This window comes from Flavobacterium tagetis (assembly GCF_016735615.1).
Classification (GTDB): domain Bacteria; phylum Bacteroidota; class Bacteroidia; order Flavobacteriales; family Flavobacteriaceae; genus Flavobacterium; species Flavobacterium tagetis.
This window is the reverse complement of the sequence record NZ_JAERSF010000003.1, coordinates 187496-205801: the sequence shown is the minus strand read 5'-3', so window position 1 is coordinate 205801 and position 18306 is coordinate 187496. Positions and strand designations below refer to the sequence as shown.

Sequence of the window (18306 nt, the reverse complement as noted above, 5' to 3'; positions counted from 1 at the left end):
GATTTAATTGTTAAATTTTTAAATTTTATCGATTAACTTGCAGGGAGAAAAAAACAAGCTAGATCGAAAAATGGACTTTAAAAGCGACATCAAATATCGAAAAGAAACTCTAAAAAAGTTATTGTATAATATTCAGAAAAGTGAAGATCTTATTGTGAAAGCTTTGTATGATGACTTTAAAAAACCAGAGTTTGAAGCTGTTTTGACCGAAACCAATTATGTTATTTCGGAACTTAAAGATGCTATCAAAAACATCAACAAATGGGCAAAACCAAAACGCGTTTTCCCATCACTACTTAACTTTCCTTCTAGCGATTATATCTATAAAGAACCTTATGGGGATGTACTAATTATTGCTCCTTGGAACTATCCTTTCCAGCTTGCTTTATGTCCGCTAGTTGCTGCAGTTGCTGCAGGAAACAGAGTAGTTTTAAAACCGTCTGAACTTACACCTCACACATCAGCCGTAATTGCAAAAATTATAGAAAAAACATTTCACATTAATCACGTAGAAGTTTTTGAAGGTGGTGTTGATGTTTCGAATAAATTGCTGGCACAGCGCTGGGATTATATCTTTTTTACAGGAAGTGTCGCTGTCGGTAAAATTGTCGCAAAAGCAGCTGCTGAAAATTTAACACCAGTTACTCTTGAATTGGGCGGAAAAAATCCATGTATTATCGATGAAACTGCAAATTTGAAACTTGCTGCAAAACGAATTGTCTGGGGAAAATTTATCAATGCGGGACAAACCTGTATTGCACCTGATTATATCCTAATTCAGAAAAATATGAAAGTCAATTTCATTTCCTATATGATTGAAGAAATCATAAAAGCGTACGGAAAGAAAATTGACAAATCTCCTGATTTCGCACGAATTATAAATACAAAAAATTGGTATCGATTAACCAATATGATTCAAGGCGAGCACGTTTTGTTTGGTGGCGAAAGCGATGCCAACAAACTCTATATTGCTCCTACTCTTCTGGAAGAACCAGATTTGGAAAGCGCTGTTATGAAAGAAGAAATCTTTGGCCCTATTCTGCCAATTCTGGTTTACGAAAATGAAAATGACATCGAAAAAGTCGTAAGCCGTTATGAGAAACCTCTTTCATTTTATATTTTTAGCGAAAATAATTCTTTTTCACAAAAACTAATTTCAAAATACTCTTTTGGAGGAGGCTGTATAAACGATACAGTTGTTCATTTTTCTAACAACAGACTGCCTTTTGGTGGTGTCGGACACAGCGGAATTGGAGCCTATCATGGCAAGCGAAGCTTCGACACATTTTCTCATCATAAAGCAATCGTAAAAAAAGGAAACTGGCTGGATCTACCTATGCGCTATGCTCCTTACAAAGATAAATTGGCTTCAATAAAAAGAATTTTAGACTGGCTATAAATCAGTTAAAAACATTTCGGAATGTTTTATAGATTTTTACACGGAATTGATTAAAAATATTATATTTACGTCAAGATACCTTTCAAATATTATAAGTCTATAAAACAATCTTACATAAAAATGAAATCTACACTTGATCAAATTGAGGACATCAAAAAAAATGGCTATTCCCTTGATTTTGCTACGGTTTTTAATCACGCTTTCGAAAACTATAAAAAAATAGCTCTTTATTCTGGCCTTATTATCTTAGTTTTTTCAATTATTGCTGCTATAGCTTTTATGGGTATAATGATTGCCTACTTTGGAGCCGAAGCGATGACAAAAGATTTTATTCAAGACTTTGAGAACCAACAATTCACCTCTATTCAGCTTGTAATACAAACTGTTGCCATTTCTTTAATTGCAGGACTTACAGCTCCTTTTGGTGCTGGATTTTTAAAAATGGCCGATTCTGCAGACAAAGATGTTGAGTTTAATGTTTCAACTATTTTCAGCTATTACAAAGCTCCATATTTCGGAGAAATTTTTGTCGCAGCATTCATTCCTGCCTTGTTGGGAACAGCTCTTGCCAATTTAGTTGAAAGTTCAGGAATCTTATTGGTTGGAAATCTAATTTCATTTATGGTTTCTTACTTTATGTTTTTATCAATTCCATTAATTGTTTTCGGAAATCTTAGAGCTATAGATGCCATAAAATCTAGCATTGTGATCGTCACTAAAAACCCGCTCAACATATTTGCTTTTTTTATCATCGGTTTTCTTGGTTCAATGGTTGGTTTTATTGGCTGTTGCGTAGGAGTCATTTTTACTGTTGTTTTTAACAGTTCTATGATATATGCTACTTATTTTGCCATTTTTGGAACACAATCTGAAGAAGAAGATTCAATTGATTCAATTGGAAAATACAATGTAGATTAAAATCGAAAATTCTTATTTACGGAGAATCTAACCACTTCTCTTAAGCATTTTCAAAACGCTATTTACTAAACCAACATACCCCAAAATCTATGGCCGCAAACTATAGTTTTTTAAATTCGGTTATCGCAGGAATTTCCGCTAGCGGAAGTGCCTTCGAATCAATTATGACTGGATGGTATGTGTTTAATTCTGATATCATTTTCTACAACAATCATAAACTTATTGTTTTAGGATTATCGCTCTTTGCTTTTCTTTCGCTTTTGGTTTATCAATTTTTCAGAATCAAAGCCAAAATTGGATACTTCATAGAAAAAAAGAAAGAACAAGATACTGTTAGCAGAGAATATCAGCTTTATATTTTATTCTTTGGCATTGCGGTAATTGTGATCGAGATTATAAATGAGATCTTCAAAATTAGACCCAAAAGTTTATTGGTAGTAAATGTTCTCATTGGCGTTTTTGTTCTTATTATTTACACTGTAACAGATAGAATCAAATGGGTGAGAGATCAAATCCAGCAGATTTTCATTTCGTGCTTCTTCATTTATATCAGTTATGTTGCTTACAACATTGTAACTTTAAGAAATGATGTTGTACCGATTATTGTTTTCCTTATTTCTTTTTTCTTTTCGTACAACATCCTCAAGCCAATAAAGATTTACTGGACTTTTGTTGCATTAACGTTTGCCTTTCTAATTACAACGTTATCATTTCAACTTATTCCAATAAAATCTTCTATCTTACTGCTTAATTTCTGCATTCTAATTTTCATTATAAACCAAGTAAAATATGCTGTTTTATTAAACAATCGTGATAATTTTAGATTTGCAAATGAAATTGTTCACAAAGGCAATTCGCTTACAATAGCTTCCAATCAAAAAAGCGAAATACTCTTTTGTAGCGAAACCATAACTCCCATTTTAGGATATCAGCCTGAAGAGGTTATGGGCGTAAAATTCTGGGAATTAACTGAAGATTCAGAAGAAAAATTAGACCCTATCAAAAACCACGAAAACAAACTCTACATCAGAAAATTAAAAACCAAAAGTGGTGAATACAAATACATTCAATGGAAAGATAAAAAGTTTTCAGATGATTTGATTATAAGTATAGGCCAAGATGTTACAGAACAGGTTATCGTTCAGGATCAATATAAAAATCTAATTCAGACCGCAACCGATATTATTTTTGAAATTAATGCTGAAGGTTATTTCACTTTTATAAATGAATTTGGAATCTCGACTCTCGGTTACACTGAAAACGAAATAATCAAAAAACACTACTCAAATTTCATCCATGAAAACTACATCAATAGCGCTGTTGATTTTTACGAAAATTTAGTGCTTAACGAGAGTAATTATCCAATAATTGAAATCCCTATTTTAAAGAAAAATGGAGAAGAAATATGGATGTCACAGAAAATTATTGTCCGAAAAAATGATTTAGGATTAACAATCGGATTTTCTGGAATTGCAAGAGATGTCACAGAGAAAAAAAATATCGAAAACGAGAAAAAAAGACGTCTCAAAAAAATTGAAGCCTATAATAATTCCACCAAAAAACTATCAACTACAGACTTTAGCAAATACGACGAATTAGATACTGTTATTAATTTAATATTAAAAGAAGCTGCTTCCATAAGCAATGCCAATCGCGTAAGTTTCTGGAAGTATGACAATGATTTGATTACTTGTAAAAATCTTTTCAGTCTCGACAATCAGAGTTTAAATGACAAAAACATCTTAAACAAAGAATCGTATCCTATCTATTTTGAAACATTAAACAATAAAGCAATTATTAATGCGCCAGACGTATTTAATAAATTGGAAACATCGGAATTTCAAAAACTTTACTTTACAACAAACAATATCAAGTCAATGCTTGACGTGCCCATTTTCTTAACGGGCCAATTGGCCGGTGTTGCTTGTTTTGAAAGTACCGAACAGAAACGAGAATGGGATAATGAGGACATCAATTATGCAAAAACCATATCAGATGTTATTTCTCTTGCGATTTCTTCTCAAATGCGTTTAGAGGCCGAAAGAAAATTAGAGCTGAAAAGTCAGCTTTTATCTGCACTTTCTTTATGTACCGAAAAGTTCCTGCTGAGCAAAACCACTCACCAAATGTTTGAGGAAACGTACAACATTATTGGAAAAGCGGCAAAGGTAGATCATATGTATTATTACGAAAAAGATCCAATCTACAATACGGTTAGCCAAAAATATAAATGGTCGCGCGAAGGAGTCACACATCAAATAACGCCTCTTCGTCATATGACAGAAGAAAATCTGAGAGAGATTTATGATGCCGCATCGCAAAGAAAAATCCTAAACACATTGACTCAAAATCTTAATGACGGATTCTTCAAAAAACTTCTGATCGACAATGAAATTCAATCTATCCTAATTTTACCCATCTACATTAACGATATTTTTACAGGTTTTATCGGTTTTGACGATTGCACATCTGAAAGAAAATGGTCTGAAGACGAAATTAACATCTTTCAGGTATTAGCAAACAACATTTCTTCTGCATTAGAAAGAAACCGAAACGAGACTAAAATTATCGAAAGTGAGGAAAAATTCAAATTGATTGCAAACAACATTCCTGGAACGGTTTACTTATCAAAATTTGATGCTTTTTCTACCAAAATATTCTTAAACGATGAAGTTTTAAATCTTACAGGATATTCAAAATCTGAATTTATTGAAAATAATTTATCCTTTCTGTCGTTAATTCATCCAGACGATAAAGATGAAGTAATCAACAATCAAATCGATAATCTGCAAAACGGAAAGCCTTTGCACAATGTATATCGCATTCAACGCAAGAGTGGCGAGTTTATTTGGATAGAAGAATTTGGAGATGTAATTAAACGAGATGATGAAATTGAATTTGTTGGCGGTATTTATTTTGACATTACAAGCAAAAAAGAAATCGAAGACGCTATAAAAGCTAAGCAATTGGCCGAAGCCGCAAGCAAATCTAAATCTGACTTTTTGGCTAATATGTCTCACGAAATCAGGACTCCATTAAATGGAATTATTGGTTTTACACACTTATTAATGAAAACAGAATTGGAGGAAATTCAAGAAAAATATATGACCACAATTAACCAGTCGGCCCATTCTCTTCTTGAAATTATTAATGATATTTTGGATTTCTCAAAAATTGAAGCTGGAAAACTGGAACTTTTTATTGACTTATATGATATAAAAAAAATACTAGGACAAGTTTTTGATTTAATTATTTATGAATCTAATAAAAAAGACCTGAAACTCGAATTAAACATTAGTCCTGATGTACCTAAATATATATGGACAGATATTGTTCGAATCAAGCAAATTTTGATCAACCTGCTTTCAAATGCAGTTAAATTTACAACTGAAGGTTCTATCAAATTAAACGTTTCTGTTTTAGAAAAAAATCACAACAACAACTGTGTTATTCGCTTTGCGGTAATCGATACTGGAATTGGTATTTTAGAAAAAAATCAGAAGAAAATTTTTAAAGCTTTTTTACAAGAAGATAGCTCTACAACCAGAAAATTTGGAGGAACTGGATTAGGCTTAACCATATCCAACCAATTGCTAGCTTTAATGGAAAGCCGTTTACAGCTAGAAAGCAAAATTGACGAAGGAAGTACATTTTTCTTTGATTTAAATCTAAAAACTAGCAACCAGAGCATTAATGATAAATACAATGCCGAACTCAAAAGTTTAAACATCGATCTAGATTCTGACGAAATAGAAACAAACGGCACCAATATTACTTTTTTAATTGTAGAAGACAACAAAGTAAACATGCTTCTTCTGAAGACCATTATAAAAAATCTCTACAATAATGCTTTTATTTTTGAATGTGAAAATGGATACGAAGCCATCCAGCAATTTGAAAAAATTAATCCAACCATTATTTTTATGGACATCCAGATGCCTATTATGAATGGTTACGAAACTGCCAAAGCGATAAGAAATACTAAAAAAGGACGCGATGTTCCTATAATCGCTGTTACCGCCGGAGCAGAAAAAGAAGAACGCAACAAATGTATTTCTGCCGGAATGGACGATTATATTTCTAAACCAATTATGAAAGGAAGTGTTGAAGAAGCTTTAATTAAATGGCTAGGATAAATTTTAGTTTTTTGTCGTAGACCGTTTGCTGAGAATGAAACTAAAACATAAACGTTTCAATTGTAAAATTTATCATGAAAAATCCATAAATTCGTACAAAGTTTAAACAAAAAATAAAAAAAAAATCAATATGAAATGGCAAGGCAGAAGACAAAGTGATAATGTCGAAGATAGAAGATCAATATCCGGTGGAGGAAAAGCGATAATTGGCGGAGGAGTTATTGGGATCATTGTTTTGCTTCTGAATGTTTTTGGTGGTGAAACTGGTCAACAGATCGCACCAATTCTAGAACAAATGCAAGGCGGACAAGGTCAACAAACCGAAACCGCTGCTCCATTGAGCAAGGAAGATGAAGAAATGGGGAATTTTGTGAGAGTTGTTTTGGCCGATAATGAAGACATTTGGAGTAAAATTTTTGCCGAAAATGGCATGACATATGAAAAACCTAAGTTAGTGCTCTTTAAAGGCGGAGTACAAACTGCCTGCGGAGGCGCATCATCGGCTTCTGGTCCATTTTATTGTCCAGGAGACAGAAAAGTATATATGGATTTAGGTTTCTTTGAAGAACTAAAAAGTAAATTTGGTGCAAAAGGTGGCGATTTTGCCATTGCTTATGTTATTGCCCATGAAATTGGTCACCACATACAAACTTTGCTAGGAACGTCTGCAAAAATGCGTCAGGAACAACAAGGAAAAAGTGAGGCCGAAGCTAATAAATTATCTGTAGCATTAGAATTACAAGCTGATTTCTACGCTGGCGTTTGGGCGCATTACAATCAGGAAAATTTAGATGCTGGAGACATCGAGGAAGCATTAAGTGCTGCAAATGCTGTTGGAGACGATGCTATTCAGAGTAAAATGCAAGGACATGTTGTTCCCGATTCTTTTACTCATGGAACTTCCGAACAAAGAATGTATTGGTTTAAAAAAGGTTACAAAACCGGTGATATTAAACAAGGTACTACATTTCAAGAAATTAGATAATACATAAACCAAATATAATAACCACAAGAAAAGCCCAACTATGCAGTTGGGCTTTTTTAATGAAATTCCAATAAAAAAATTCCAAATTCCAAGTTGCTATTCTTTTGGAATTTGGAATTTCAAAAAATTAGGATTTTACTTTTTAGTTTTCTTCAGAAAACAAAAAAAGCCTTGAATTTCTTCAAGGCTTTAAATCTGGGTGGCTGACCGGGTTCGAACCGGCGACCCGCGGCACCACAAACCGCTACTCTAACCAGCTGAGCTACAACCACCATTTTTCTGCTTAGCGAGTGCAAATATAGAACAAAGGTTGAGTTCTACAAAGAAAAAAATGAAAAATTTTCATAAAAATTACATCAGATTCCCTAAGCCATTGACTGCCAAACACCTTTCAACTGTAAAACCTTCGGCAAAATCTTTCCCAACTAGTCTTCCTAGGTCTTGCGCACGATAATTTAGGCTTTCAAAAAAGTTTTTACTCGTAATTGGCGTTGCTGGTTCATTTGAATTCGGATCATAAAATTGGGTTTTATAAGCCATAATCGCTTCTACCTTTTTTTCTTCGAATCCTGTAATATCCACAACGAAGTCTGGAGTAATATTTTTCCACTGAATATAATGATATACAACTTTAGGCCTCCATGCTTCTTGTTTTTCACCATCAACGATAGTTTCAATTTTCATTAATCCCGAAAGAAAGCAAGAATCAGAAACTAATTTACTCCCTTTTCCGTGATCAATATGGCGATCGTCAATTGCATTGCATAATACAATTTCTGGTTTATACTTACGAATCATTTTGATGACTTCCAATTGGTGTTTTTCATCATTAATAAAAAAACCATCACGCATAGCTAAATTTTCACGCACAAGAACTCCTAAAATCTTCGCAGCATCTTTTGCTTCCTGATCTCTAATTTCTGCAGTTCCGCGAGTTCCTAACTCACCACGCGTTAAATCGACAATGCCAACTTTTTTACCAAGTGATACTTCTTTTAAAATTGTTCCAGCACAACCTAATTCTACGTCGTCTGGATGTGCGCCAAAGGCTAATATGTCTAGTTTCATTGTTTTTTTGTTTCAAGTTTCAAGTTTCAGGTTTCAAGTTGTCACCAGAACGTGAAACTTGAAACCTGAAACTTGAAACAATTTAATAAGTTATTTTCAAAACTCTTTTCATCGTCATCGATTTGTTGACGCTTTCTTCCCATTCTTTTTCAGGGATGCTTTCTTTGGTAATACCGCAACCCATATATAGAATAGCTTTATCTTCCTGAATTTGCATGCATCGTAAATTTACAAATAAATCAGAACTTGAATTATTCCCGTCAAAAGTGCTATTTAATTCGCCTAAAAAACCAGTATAGAAAGTTCTGTCGTAATTTTCGTTTTCCAGAATAAATGCTTTCGATTTCTTTTTAGGAAGTCCGCAAACTGCTGGGGTTGGATGCAAAGTATCGATTACTTCTTCTAAAGTTGAATTTTCCTTTAAAACTCCAGAAATATCTGTTTTAATATGCCAAATCGATCCAGCTTTTAAACTGTAAGGCTCAGAAACTATAACCGAAGCCGTAAATTCACGAAGCCTTTTTACAATAAAATCAGTTACAAATTGCTGTTCGTCTTTTTCTTTTTGCTGCCAAACAATTTCTACTTCCTGATTATCTTTTTGCGTTCCCGCCAAAGCCATGGTTTCAAAAACATTTCCGTTTGCCTTTAAAAGTTTTTCAGGCGTTGCTCCCATCCAAAGTCCGATTTTCGGGTGAAAAAAACAATAACAGAATGTCGCTGGATACAATTGAACCAAATGCTTGAAAGTTTCAATAAAATCAAATTCAGCCAACGGCACTTCTTCGCTTCGTGACAAAACTACCTTTTTGAATTCTTCATTTTTAATGGCCTGAATTCCCTGAGCCACTAAATATTCATACTGAAATTTAGCTTCTGGATCAAAACTCAAATCATCAATTTCGATTGGTTCAAATGAAGTCGCTTCTTTATTGGCAGTAATAATTTCCGATTCATTTTCTGGAATCAGGATCAATTGTTTTTCATCAAAAGAAGCAAAAACAAATCCTTTTTCGCTGTAATCTAAAACGGTATTTAAAATACTATTTTGCTGTAAAATCCCAACATAATTTTCTGTATTGGGTTTTGAATAAAGTACAAAAGGTAAATTCTGTTCTTTATGCTTTTTAATTTTTAAGAAAAATGAATTCATATTTATTCGCTTTTCTTTCTATCCAAAACCATATTCGTCAATTTGCAAAGCGAAACCAAGTTACCTTCTTCATCGGTAATTTTAATTTCCCAAAGATGAAGGCTTCTTCCTTTGTGAATAATTCTGGCTGTTCCGAAAACATAACCTTCACGAATACTTTTTAGATGATTTGCCGAGATTTCAATGCCTCTTACCTCCTGCTCTTTCGGATTGATAAAAAAGAAAGAAGCCGCACTTCCAACACTTTCTGCTAAAGCTACAGAAGCGCCGCCGTGCAACAATCCCATTGGTTGATGAACGCTTGGATTTACAGGCATTTTTGCAGTTAAAAAATCTTCTCCAGCGTCGATATATTCAATTTTTAGCGTTTCCATTAATGTGTTTTTAGAAAACTCATTACAGCGTGCTAAAATCTGTTCTTTTGTATAATTCATTAAAACATTCTTTAAAATCGTAAAATTAAAGAAAGATAAGACATAAATCGAAAAATCGGATTCTAAAATTGAAAATCAATTATGAACTTGTCAGTTTTTTGCTATTTTTACAAAAACAATCAAAATTAATCTTTGGCTTTTTTTTGCCACAGATTACACAGATTAACACAGATTTATTTTTTTAACGCATTGCGGAAAATCTTTTTAATTCTTTTAATCTGTGGCAAAAAAAAGAAAAACAACAATGCGTCAATACTTTTCAATCTTCGTTCTGGGTTTAATTCTAGCTTTCAGTTCTTGTCGAACTGACTTTGATACCGTTGCCAGCACTGGAGATTTAAAGTTCTCAAAAGACACTGTTTATTTAGATACTGTTTTTAAAAATATTGGTTCAAGCACGTATCAATTAAAAGTATACAATCAAAGTAAAAATGATATTTCCATTCCGACTGTACAATTTAAAAAAGGCTTGAATTCTAAATACAGAATGACTGTTGACGGAATGAGTGGCAACGAAGGGAAAATTTTTAAAGATGTTACGCTTTTAGCAAAAGACAGTTTGTACATATTTATAGAAACTACTGCAGATATTACAGATGCCAATCCAGCTGATTTTTTATATACCGACGAAATCCAATTTGATAGTGGCACTAATTTACAAGAAGTGGCTTTGGTTACTTTGATACAAGATGCTGTATTTTTATATCCCAACCAAAATCCTGACGGAACAAAAGAAAAAATTAAAATAGACGGCAAAGATGTTGACGGATTTTATTTAAGTGAAAGCGATCCTACAAACGGAAATGAACTTCTTTTTACCAATGACAAACCTTATGTTATTTACGGTTACGCAGGAGTTCCTGAAAATAAAACCGTAACTTTTGCGGCTGGCGCAAGAGTTCATTTTCACGCCAATTCTGGATTGTATGTTGCTAAAAATGCTTCTCTTGAAATTAATGGAACCTCTTCTTCAACCGATAAATTAGAAAATGAAGTTATTTTTGAAGGAGATCGTTTAGAATCTCTTTACTCTGATATTCCAGGACAATGGAAATCGGTTATTTTTGAAAAAGGAAGCGCCAACAATGCTATCAATCATTTGACTTTAAAAAATGCTGTTATTGGTTTAGATTTTAGAAGTCCTTCAAACACAATAAGAATTAAAAACTCGCAGATTTACAATTGTGCTGAATATGGAATTTTGGCTCAAAACTCTCAAATTGAAGGAGAGAACATTGTTATCAATTATGCTGGATTAGCTAGTTTGTCTTGTGTTTATGGCGGAAATTACAAATTTACGCACTGCACTTTCAACAATAACTGGTCGACTCCTTCGCAATTTGCAGTTAACCTGAGCAATTCATTGGCTGGAGTAACTCCTGAAACCAATCCGCTTACTCAAGCAACTTTTAATAATTGCATTATTTACGGTTCGGCTACAAATGAATTTAATTTGAGTAAAAATGCGAACACAGCATTTGTGTACCAATTAAATAATTGTCTTTTAAAATTTAGCAGTTCCACAACAAATCCAGATTATCAGTTTAAAACTGACACAGAACATTATAACAACATTATTCTGAATGAAAATCCGAAGTTTTATAATGTTTCGCAGAATAAGTTTAATATTGATAAAACATCTTCCGCTTTCGCGAAAGGGAATCAGGCATATATCATTCCAACAGATATTTTAGGAATTACAAGAACTTCTCCGCCAGATTTGGGTGCTTATCAAAGTCAAGATTTTCCTAAATAATGGTTTTGCCACGAAGGCACTAAGGCGCAAAGGTTTCTTTTTGTCACAAAGTATATCTGTAGAGACGCACTGCAGTGCGTCTAACGTATTGTGGACATTCGTTGCATAGACTCAAGTGCGTCTCTACTGAATATTGGAACGAAAATCTAATCTGTCGAAATAACTTCGTGCCTTAGCGCCTTAGTGGCAACAAAAACAATGCGTAAGAAAATATATCCAAAATTAAACATCACTTAACGCAACGCATTCATAAAAGTAGTAGATTTGTTATAATATATTTTTAAAAACCTAACAATCAAGTTTTTAAAAATTAATTTCTGAACCAAATCTTAAAACTATTACTTATGAAAAAAAACTACTTTTTATGGTTATTAATGTTTACTGCAGTTGGTTTCGCTCAGATTCCGTCTGGATATTACAGCACTGCGACAGGAACGGGCTACACTTTAAAAACACAATTGTATAATATTATTAAAGGTCATACTGACAATGGATATGCTGGTTTGTACACCACTTATCAAACTTCAGACGTTGACAATTTCTATGAGAATGACGGAACTGTTTTAGATATGTATTCTGAAAATCCTTCAGGAACAGATCCGTACACTTATACAACTGGAACTACTCAAAGATGCGGAAATTATTCTGTTGAAGGCGATTGTTACAATAGAGAACATATTATTCCACAATCCGTTTTTAATGAACAGTCGCCAATGGTTGCCGATGCTCATTTTATTACACCAACCGACGGAAAAGTAAACGGAATGCGTTCCAATTATCCGCATGGAAATGTCAATTCTGCAACCTACACATCACAAAACGGGAGCAAATTAGGATCAAGTGCAGTTTCTGGATATTCAGGAACGGTGTTCGAACCTATCAATGATTTTAAAGGCGATATTGCAAGAATGTATTTTTATTTTGCAACACGATACGAAAACACCGTTGCAGGATATTCTTACGCTATGTTTAATGGTTCAAGCAATCAAGTTTTTACAACAGATTTCTTAAATATGCTTTTGGCTTGGCATGCGCAAGATCCTGTAAGCGCAAGAGAAATAGCGAGAAATAATGCAATTTATTCACGCCAAAATAATCGTAATCCGTTTATTGATCATCCAGAATATGTGAATCAAATTTGGGGCGGAACTCCTTCTGGCGATACTCAAGCACCGAGTGCACCAACAAGTTTAGCTTCAACATCAAAAACTGCAACTTCAATTACGCTTGCATGGACAGCTTCAACAGATAATGTAGCGGTTACGAGTTATGATGTTTATGCGAATAGTGTTTTAAAAACAACTGTTTCTGGTACAACAGCAACAATTACTGGTTTAACCGCTTCTACAGCATATTCTATTTATGTAAAAGCAAAAGATGCTGCTGGAAATACTTCTGCTTCAAGCAATACGATTTCAGTTACCACCAACAGCAGCGGAACAGGAACCGCAACTGATTTGCTTTTCTCTGAGTACATTGAAGGTTCTGGAAACAACAAAGCTTTAGAAATTGCAAACAACACGGGAGCCTCTGTTAATTTGTCTGCGTATACCATTAAAAAACAGACAAACGGAGCGGGTTCTTGGAGCACAGGATTAGCTTTAAGCGGAACTTTAGTAACTGGAAGCAAATTTGTAATTGTAAACAGTTCTATGTCATCAAGCTGTTTTTCTACAAGTGCTGCCAATATTTCAACAACAGCAACTGAACTCACTTTTAACGGAAATGATGCTGTAGGTTTATTTAAAAACGGTGTTTTAATTGATATCATTGGAACTTTCAATGGCGGAACAGCCAATTTTGCTATAGATGTTACTTTAAGAAGAAAATCGACTGTAACTTCTCCAAGCACGACATTCAATTTAAGTGCACAATGGGATTCGTATTCGCAAGACACTTGCAACAACTTAGCCAGCAAAATGGTTCAGACTGCTGAAATCGAAGAAGAAGTTGCTACAGATGAAATTGCAATTTACCCAAACCCGTCTAATGGAAATTTTGATATTCAACCAGGGATTGTAAACAGTCCTTATTCAGTTGAAATTTTCTCATTCGCGGGTCAGAAAGTTTTCGAACAAGAAAACACAACTTCTCCCGAAGTTTCAGTACATAATCTTCCAACAGGAATCTATATTATTAACATTACAAAAGGAGAAAAAACAGCTTTTAAAAAGGTTATTATTAATTAAAAATTAGATTTTCATCAACTTAAAAAGCGGCAAATTGCCGCTTTTTTCATAATCTTGAGAGATTTTTCTTTAGAAAATCATTTTTCGTCTAATCCAGCATTTCGCAAATTTTGCAAATCTGCTGAAGTGTAAACTTCAAAATTGTGCCCGTTTTATTTTTGATATTTTCCTTTCTAAAAGTTTAATATTACAGAACATATCAAAAAAGAAAAATTACTAAATCTTTAAATTTTATCATAGACCGAAACCTCTTGATATTGCGTCTTTTTGGTAGAAAAAATGCAAGAAAAAAGCAATTTCATTTTTTTTGAAAAGAGATGGTTTTCAAATTTGCGCTTACTATTTATTTACATTAAATTTGCAGCTCAATACAACAAACTACACAAATGATCCATTTCTTTGAAAACCAAAGCAAAACTGTTTTTGCCGTACAAACGCAAAACGAAATTTCAGCTCAAGACATTTCAAAATTAAACTGGCTTTTTGCCGACGCAAGTAAGATCGAAAAATCTGCATTGACAGGTTTCTTTGTTGGTCCTCGCGCTACCATGATTACACCTTGGAGTACAAATGCTGTAGAAATTACTCAAAATATGGGTATTTCAGGTATTATCAGAATCGAAGAATTTCATCCAGCAACGGAAGATTTCACTGATTTTGATCCAATGCTTTCTCAAAAATTCAACGAATTAGATCAAGAAATCTTCACTATCAATATTCAGCCAGAACCAATTTTGGAGATTGATGATATTGCTGCTTACAACAAAGTGGAAGGTTTAGCTTTAAGCGAAGAAGAAGTTGAATACTTAAACAATCTTTCTACTAAACTTGGAAGAAAATTAACTGATTCTGAAATTTTTGCTTTTTCACAAGCAAATTCAGAGCACTGCCGTCACAAAATCTTCAACGGAACTTTTGTGATCGACGGCGAAGAAAAGGAAACTTCTCTTTTCAAATTAATCAAAAAAACATCTCAGGAAAATCCTAACGATATTGTTTCTGCTTACAAAGACAACGTTGCTTTTGTAAAAGGGCCAAAAGTGCAGCAGTTTGCACCAAAATCGGCAGATAAACCTGATTTTTACGAAATAAAAGAATTTGATTCTGTAATCTCATTAAAAGCAGAAACACACAATTTCCCAACAACAGTTGAGCCTTTCAACGGAGCCGCAACAGGTTCTGGAGGAGAAATTCGTGACCGTTTAGCTGGAGGTCAAGGATCTTTACCATTAGCTGGAACTGCTGTTTACATGACCTCTTACTCTCGTTTGAAAGAAGATAGAAAATGGGAAAATGCAGTGGAAGAAAGAAAATGGTTGTACCAAACACCAATGGATATCTTAATCAAAGCTTCAAACGGAGCTTCTGATTTTGGAAATAAATTTGGTCAGCCGCTTATTACAGGTTCTGTTTTGACTTTCGAACACGAAGAAGAAAACAGAAAAATTGGTTACGATAAAGTAATCATGCAAGCGGGTGGAATTGGTTACGGAAAATTAGATCAATCAATCAAACACAAACCAAAAGAAGGCGATAAAATCGTAATTCTTGGAGGTGAAAACTATAGAATCGGAATGGGTGGTGCTGCGGTTTCTTCTGCAGATACAGGAGCTTTCGGTTCAGGAATTGAGTTGAATGCGATTCAGCGTTCAAACCCTGAAATGCAAAAACGTGCTGCAAACGCCATTCGTGGTTTAGTAGAGAGCGACAACAATCCAATTGTTTCTATTCACGATCACGGAGCTGGAGGACACTTAAACTGTCTTTCTGAATTAGTGGAAGAAACTGGAGGTCTAATCGATTTAGATAAATTGCCAGTTGGAGATCCTACTCTTTCTGCAAAAGAAATTATCGGTAACGAGTCTCAAGAAAGAATGGGATTGGTTATTGGTCAAAAAGATATCGATACTTTACAGAGAATTGCTGACAGAGAGCGTTCTCCAATGTATGAAGTTGGAGATGTAACGGGAGATCACCGTTTTACTTTTCAATCAAAAACTAACGGTTCAAAACCTATGGATTATGCTTTAGAAGATTTCTTCGGAAGTTCTCCAAAAACGGTTATGACAGATAATACAGTAGACAGAAAATATGCTGAAGTTGCTTACAACGCTGCAGATTTCGAAAGCTATTTAAAAGACGTTTTACGTTTAGAAGCTGTTGCTTCAAAAGACTGGTTAACAAACAAAGTTGACCGTTGCGTTGGAGGAAAAGTAGCTAAACAACAAAATGCAGGTCCGTTACAATTGCCTTTAAATAATGTTGGAGTTATGGCTCTGGATTATTTAGGAAAAGAAGGTATTGCAACTTCTATTGGCCACGCTCCTATTGCTGCTTTGATTGATCCAGTTGCTGGATCTAGAAATGCTATCGCAGAATCATTATCAAACCTTATCTGGGCACCAATTAAAGATCAGTTAAAAGGAGTTTCTTTATCTGCAAACTGGATGTGGGCTTGTAAAAACGAAGGTGAAGACGCTCGTTTATATGCGGCTGTTGAAGGTTGTTCAGAATTTGCAATTGAATTAGGAATCAATATTCCGACTGGAAAAGATTCGCTTTCAATGAAACAAAAATATCCAAACGACGAAGTAATCGCACCAGGAACGGTTATTATTTCAGCGGCTGGAAACTGTACAGATATTAGAAAAGTTGTTGAACCAGTTTTACAGAAAAACGGAGATTCAATCTATTATATCAATTTGTCTCAAGACGATTTCAAACTTGGAGGTTCATCTTTTGCACAAATCAGAAATACAATCGGAAACGAAACTTCTACTATTAAAGATTCGGCTTTCTTTAAAAATGCATTTAATACAATCCAAGATTTAATTGGTGAAAACCAAATTTTAGCTGGACATGATATCGGAAGCGGTGGTTTGATCACTACTTTATTAGAATTGTGTTTTGCTGATGTGAATTTGGGAGCTAAAATTGATTTCAGCGCTTTCGCGGAAAAAGACTTATTGAAAATCCTTTTCGCAGAAAACATCGGAATCGTATTCCAAGCAAAATCTGATGCAGCTGTTGAAGCTAAATTAAAAGCTAATAATGTTGAATTCTTCAAATTAGGTACAGTTCAAAGCAAACCAAGCTTGGAATTTGGAATTTATAATTTGGATATTGCGGAGTACAGAGATGTTTGGTTTGAAACTTCTTATTTATTAGATCAAAAACAATCTAAAAACGGAAGAGCTCAAGCACGTTTTGAAAACTATAAAAATCAGGTTTTAAATTATACTTTCCCAACACATTTTACAGGAAAGAAACCAGAAATCGACAATTCTAAACCAAGACCAAAAGCAGCTATTATCCGTGAAAAAGGAAGTAACTCTGAGCGTGAAATGGCAAATGCAATGTACTTAGCTGGATTTGATGTAAAAGACGTTCACATGACGGATTTAATTTCTGGTCGTGAAACGCTTGAAGATATTCAGTTCATTGGAGCTGTTGGTGGATTCTCTAACTCTGACGTTTTAGGTTCTGCTAAAGGCTGGGCTGGAGCTTTCTTATACAACGAAAAAGCAAAAACAGCTTTAGATAATTTCTTCAAAAGAGAAGATACTTTATCTGTCGGAATTTGTAACGGATGTCAGTTGTTTATGGAATTGGAAGTTATTAATCCAGAGCACGAAGTTCACGGAAAAATGCTTCATAACGAAAGCCAGAAACACGAAAGTATCTTTACTTCTGTAACAGTTCAAGAAAACAATTCTGTTATGTTGTCAACTCTTGCTGGAAGCACTTTAGGAGTTTGGGTTTCTCACGGAGAAGGTAAATTCAAATTACCTTATGCAGAAGACCAATACAACATTGTTTCTAAATACGCTTACGAAGGATATCCTGCAAATCCTAATGGTTCTGACTACAACACGGCTATGATGTGTGATAAAACAGGAAGACATTTGGTGATGATGCCTCATATTGAGCGTTCGACTTTCCAATGGAACTGGGCGCATTATCCAAAAGATAGAAATGACGAGGTTACGCCTTGGCATGAAGCTTTTGTCAATGCAAGAAAATGGATTGAGAAAAACTAAGAAAATATATTTTTACAAAAAGCGCCCGAATTTATCGGGCGTTTTTTTTATATGCCACGAATTACACTAATTTTCACTAATTCTTTTTTTATAGCCACAGATTAAAAGATTATCGCAGATTTTATTTTACTTAAAAAAAAATCATTTTAATCCTTTAATCTGTGGCGAAAAGTAACTTCGTGAAATTCGATGCGAAAAAATACCTAAATAAAAAAATGCTCCGACGCT

10 protein-coding genes and 1 tRNA gene are annotated in these 18306 nt (G+C 34.1%); 7 read left to right on the top strand and 4 right to left on the bottom strand.

The features are described from left to right. Nucleotides 1-70: 70 nt before the first annotated feature. From JI750_RS14995 to ypfJ, 4 genes are all read left to right on the top strand, one after another. On the top strand, nucleotides 71-1399 hold the full coding sequence (locus tag JI750_RS14995) for an aldehyde dehydrogenase (protein ID WP_202003584.1): 1329 nt from the start codon (nucleotides 71-73) through the stop codon (nucleotides 1397-1399). A 120-nt stretch (nucleotides 1400-1519) separates the two neighbouring features. Next, nucleotides 1520-2317, top strand: coding sequence for a DUF2189 domain-containing protein (locus tag JI750_RS14990; protein ID WP_202003581.1), 798 nt, complete (start codon nucleotides 1520-1522; stop codon nucleotides 2315-2317). 89 nt (nucleotides 2318-2406) lie between these two features. Then, entirely contained in the window at nucleotides 2407-6453 is a 4047-nt protein-coding gene (locus tag JI750_RS14985) for a PAS domain S-box protein (protein WP_202003578.1), read from the top strand. A gap of 130 nt (nucleotides 6454-6583) precedes the next feature. Continuing rightward, complete coding sequence (gene ypfJ / locus JI750_RS14980; RefSeq protein ID WP_202003575.1) at nucleotides 6584-7438, top strand: KPN_02809 family neutral zinc metallopeptidase; 855 nt, start codon at nucleotides 6584-6586, stop codon at nucleotides 7436-7438. Nucleotides 7439-7636: 198 nt separating this feature from the next. Here the strand turns inward: ypfJ and JI750_RS14975 are convergent. The 4 genes from JI750_RS14975 to JI750_RS14960 all read right to left on the bottom strand — a co-directional run bounded on the left by JI750_RS14975 (nucleotide 7637) and on the right by JI750_RS14960 (nucleotide 10093). Beyond that, nucleotides 7637-7710 (bottom strand) — tRNA-His (locus JI750_RS14975). A 79-nt stretch (nucleotides 7711-7789) separates the two neighbouring features. Further along, on the bottom strand, nucleotides 7790-8506 hold the full coding sequence (gene bshB1, locus JI750_RS14970; RefSeq protein ID WP_202003572.1) for a bacillithiol biosynthesis deacetylase BshB1: 717 nt from the start codon (nucleotides 8504-8506) through the stop codon (nucleotides 7790-7792). A gap of 82 nt (nucleotides 8507-8588) precedes the next feature. Then, nucleotides 8589-9659 carry a chorismate-binding protein gene (locus JI750_RS14965; RefSeq protein ID WP_202003569.1) on the bottom strand — a complete coding sequence of 357 codons (1071 nt, stop codon included), beginning with the start codon at nucleotides 9657-9659 and terminating at the stop codon, nucleotides 8589-8591. Between the two features lie 2 nt (nucleotides 9660-9661). Next, a complete protein-coding gene (locus JI750_RS14960; protein WP_012026684.1) occupies nucleotides 9662-10093 on the bottom strand; it encodes a PaaI family thioesterase in 432 nt (143 codons plus the stop codon). A gap of 244 nt (nucleotides 10094-10337) precedes the next feature. Here JI750_RS14960 and JI750_RS14955 point away from each other — a divergent pair, with 244 nt between their 5' ends. From JI750_RS14955 to purL, 3 genes are all read left to right on the top strand, one after another. Further along, a complete protein-coding gene (locus tag JI750_RS14955; RefSeq protein WP_202003566.1) occupies nucleotides 10338-11849 on the top strand; it encodes a hypothetical protein in 1512 nt (503 codons plus the stop codon). Between the two features lie 344 nt (nucleotides 11850-12193). Then, the gene (locus tag JI750_RS14950; protein ID WP_202003563.1) at nucleotides 12194-14038 is read left to right on the top strand and encodes an endonuclease; all 1845 of its coding nucleotides are present in this window, start codon (nucleotides 12194-12196) and stop codon (nucleotides 14036-14038) included. A 386-nt stretch (nucleotides 14039-14424) separates the two neighbouring features. Continuing rightward, nucleotides 14425-18078 (top strand): phosphoribosylformylglycinamidine synthase, encoded by a 3654-nt coding sequence (gene purL, locus JI750_RS14945; RefSeq protein WP_202003560.1) that lies wholly within the window; start codon nucleotides 14425-14427, stop codon nucleotides 18076-18078. Nucleotides 18079-18306 lie beyond the last annotated feature (228 nt).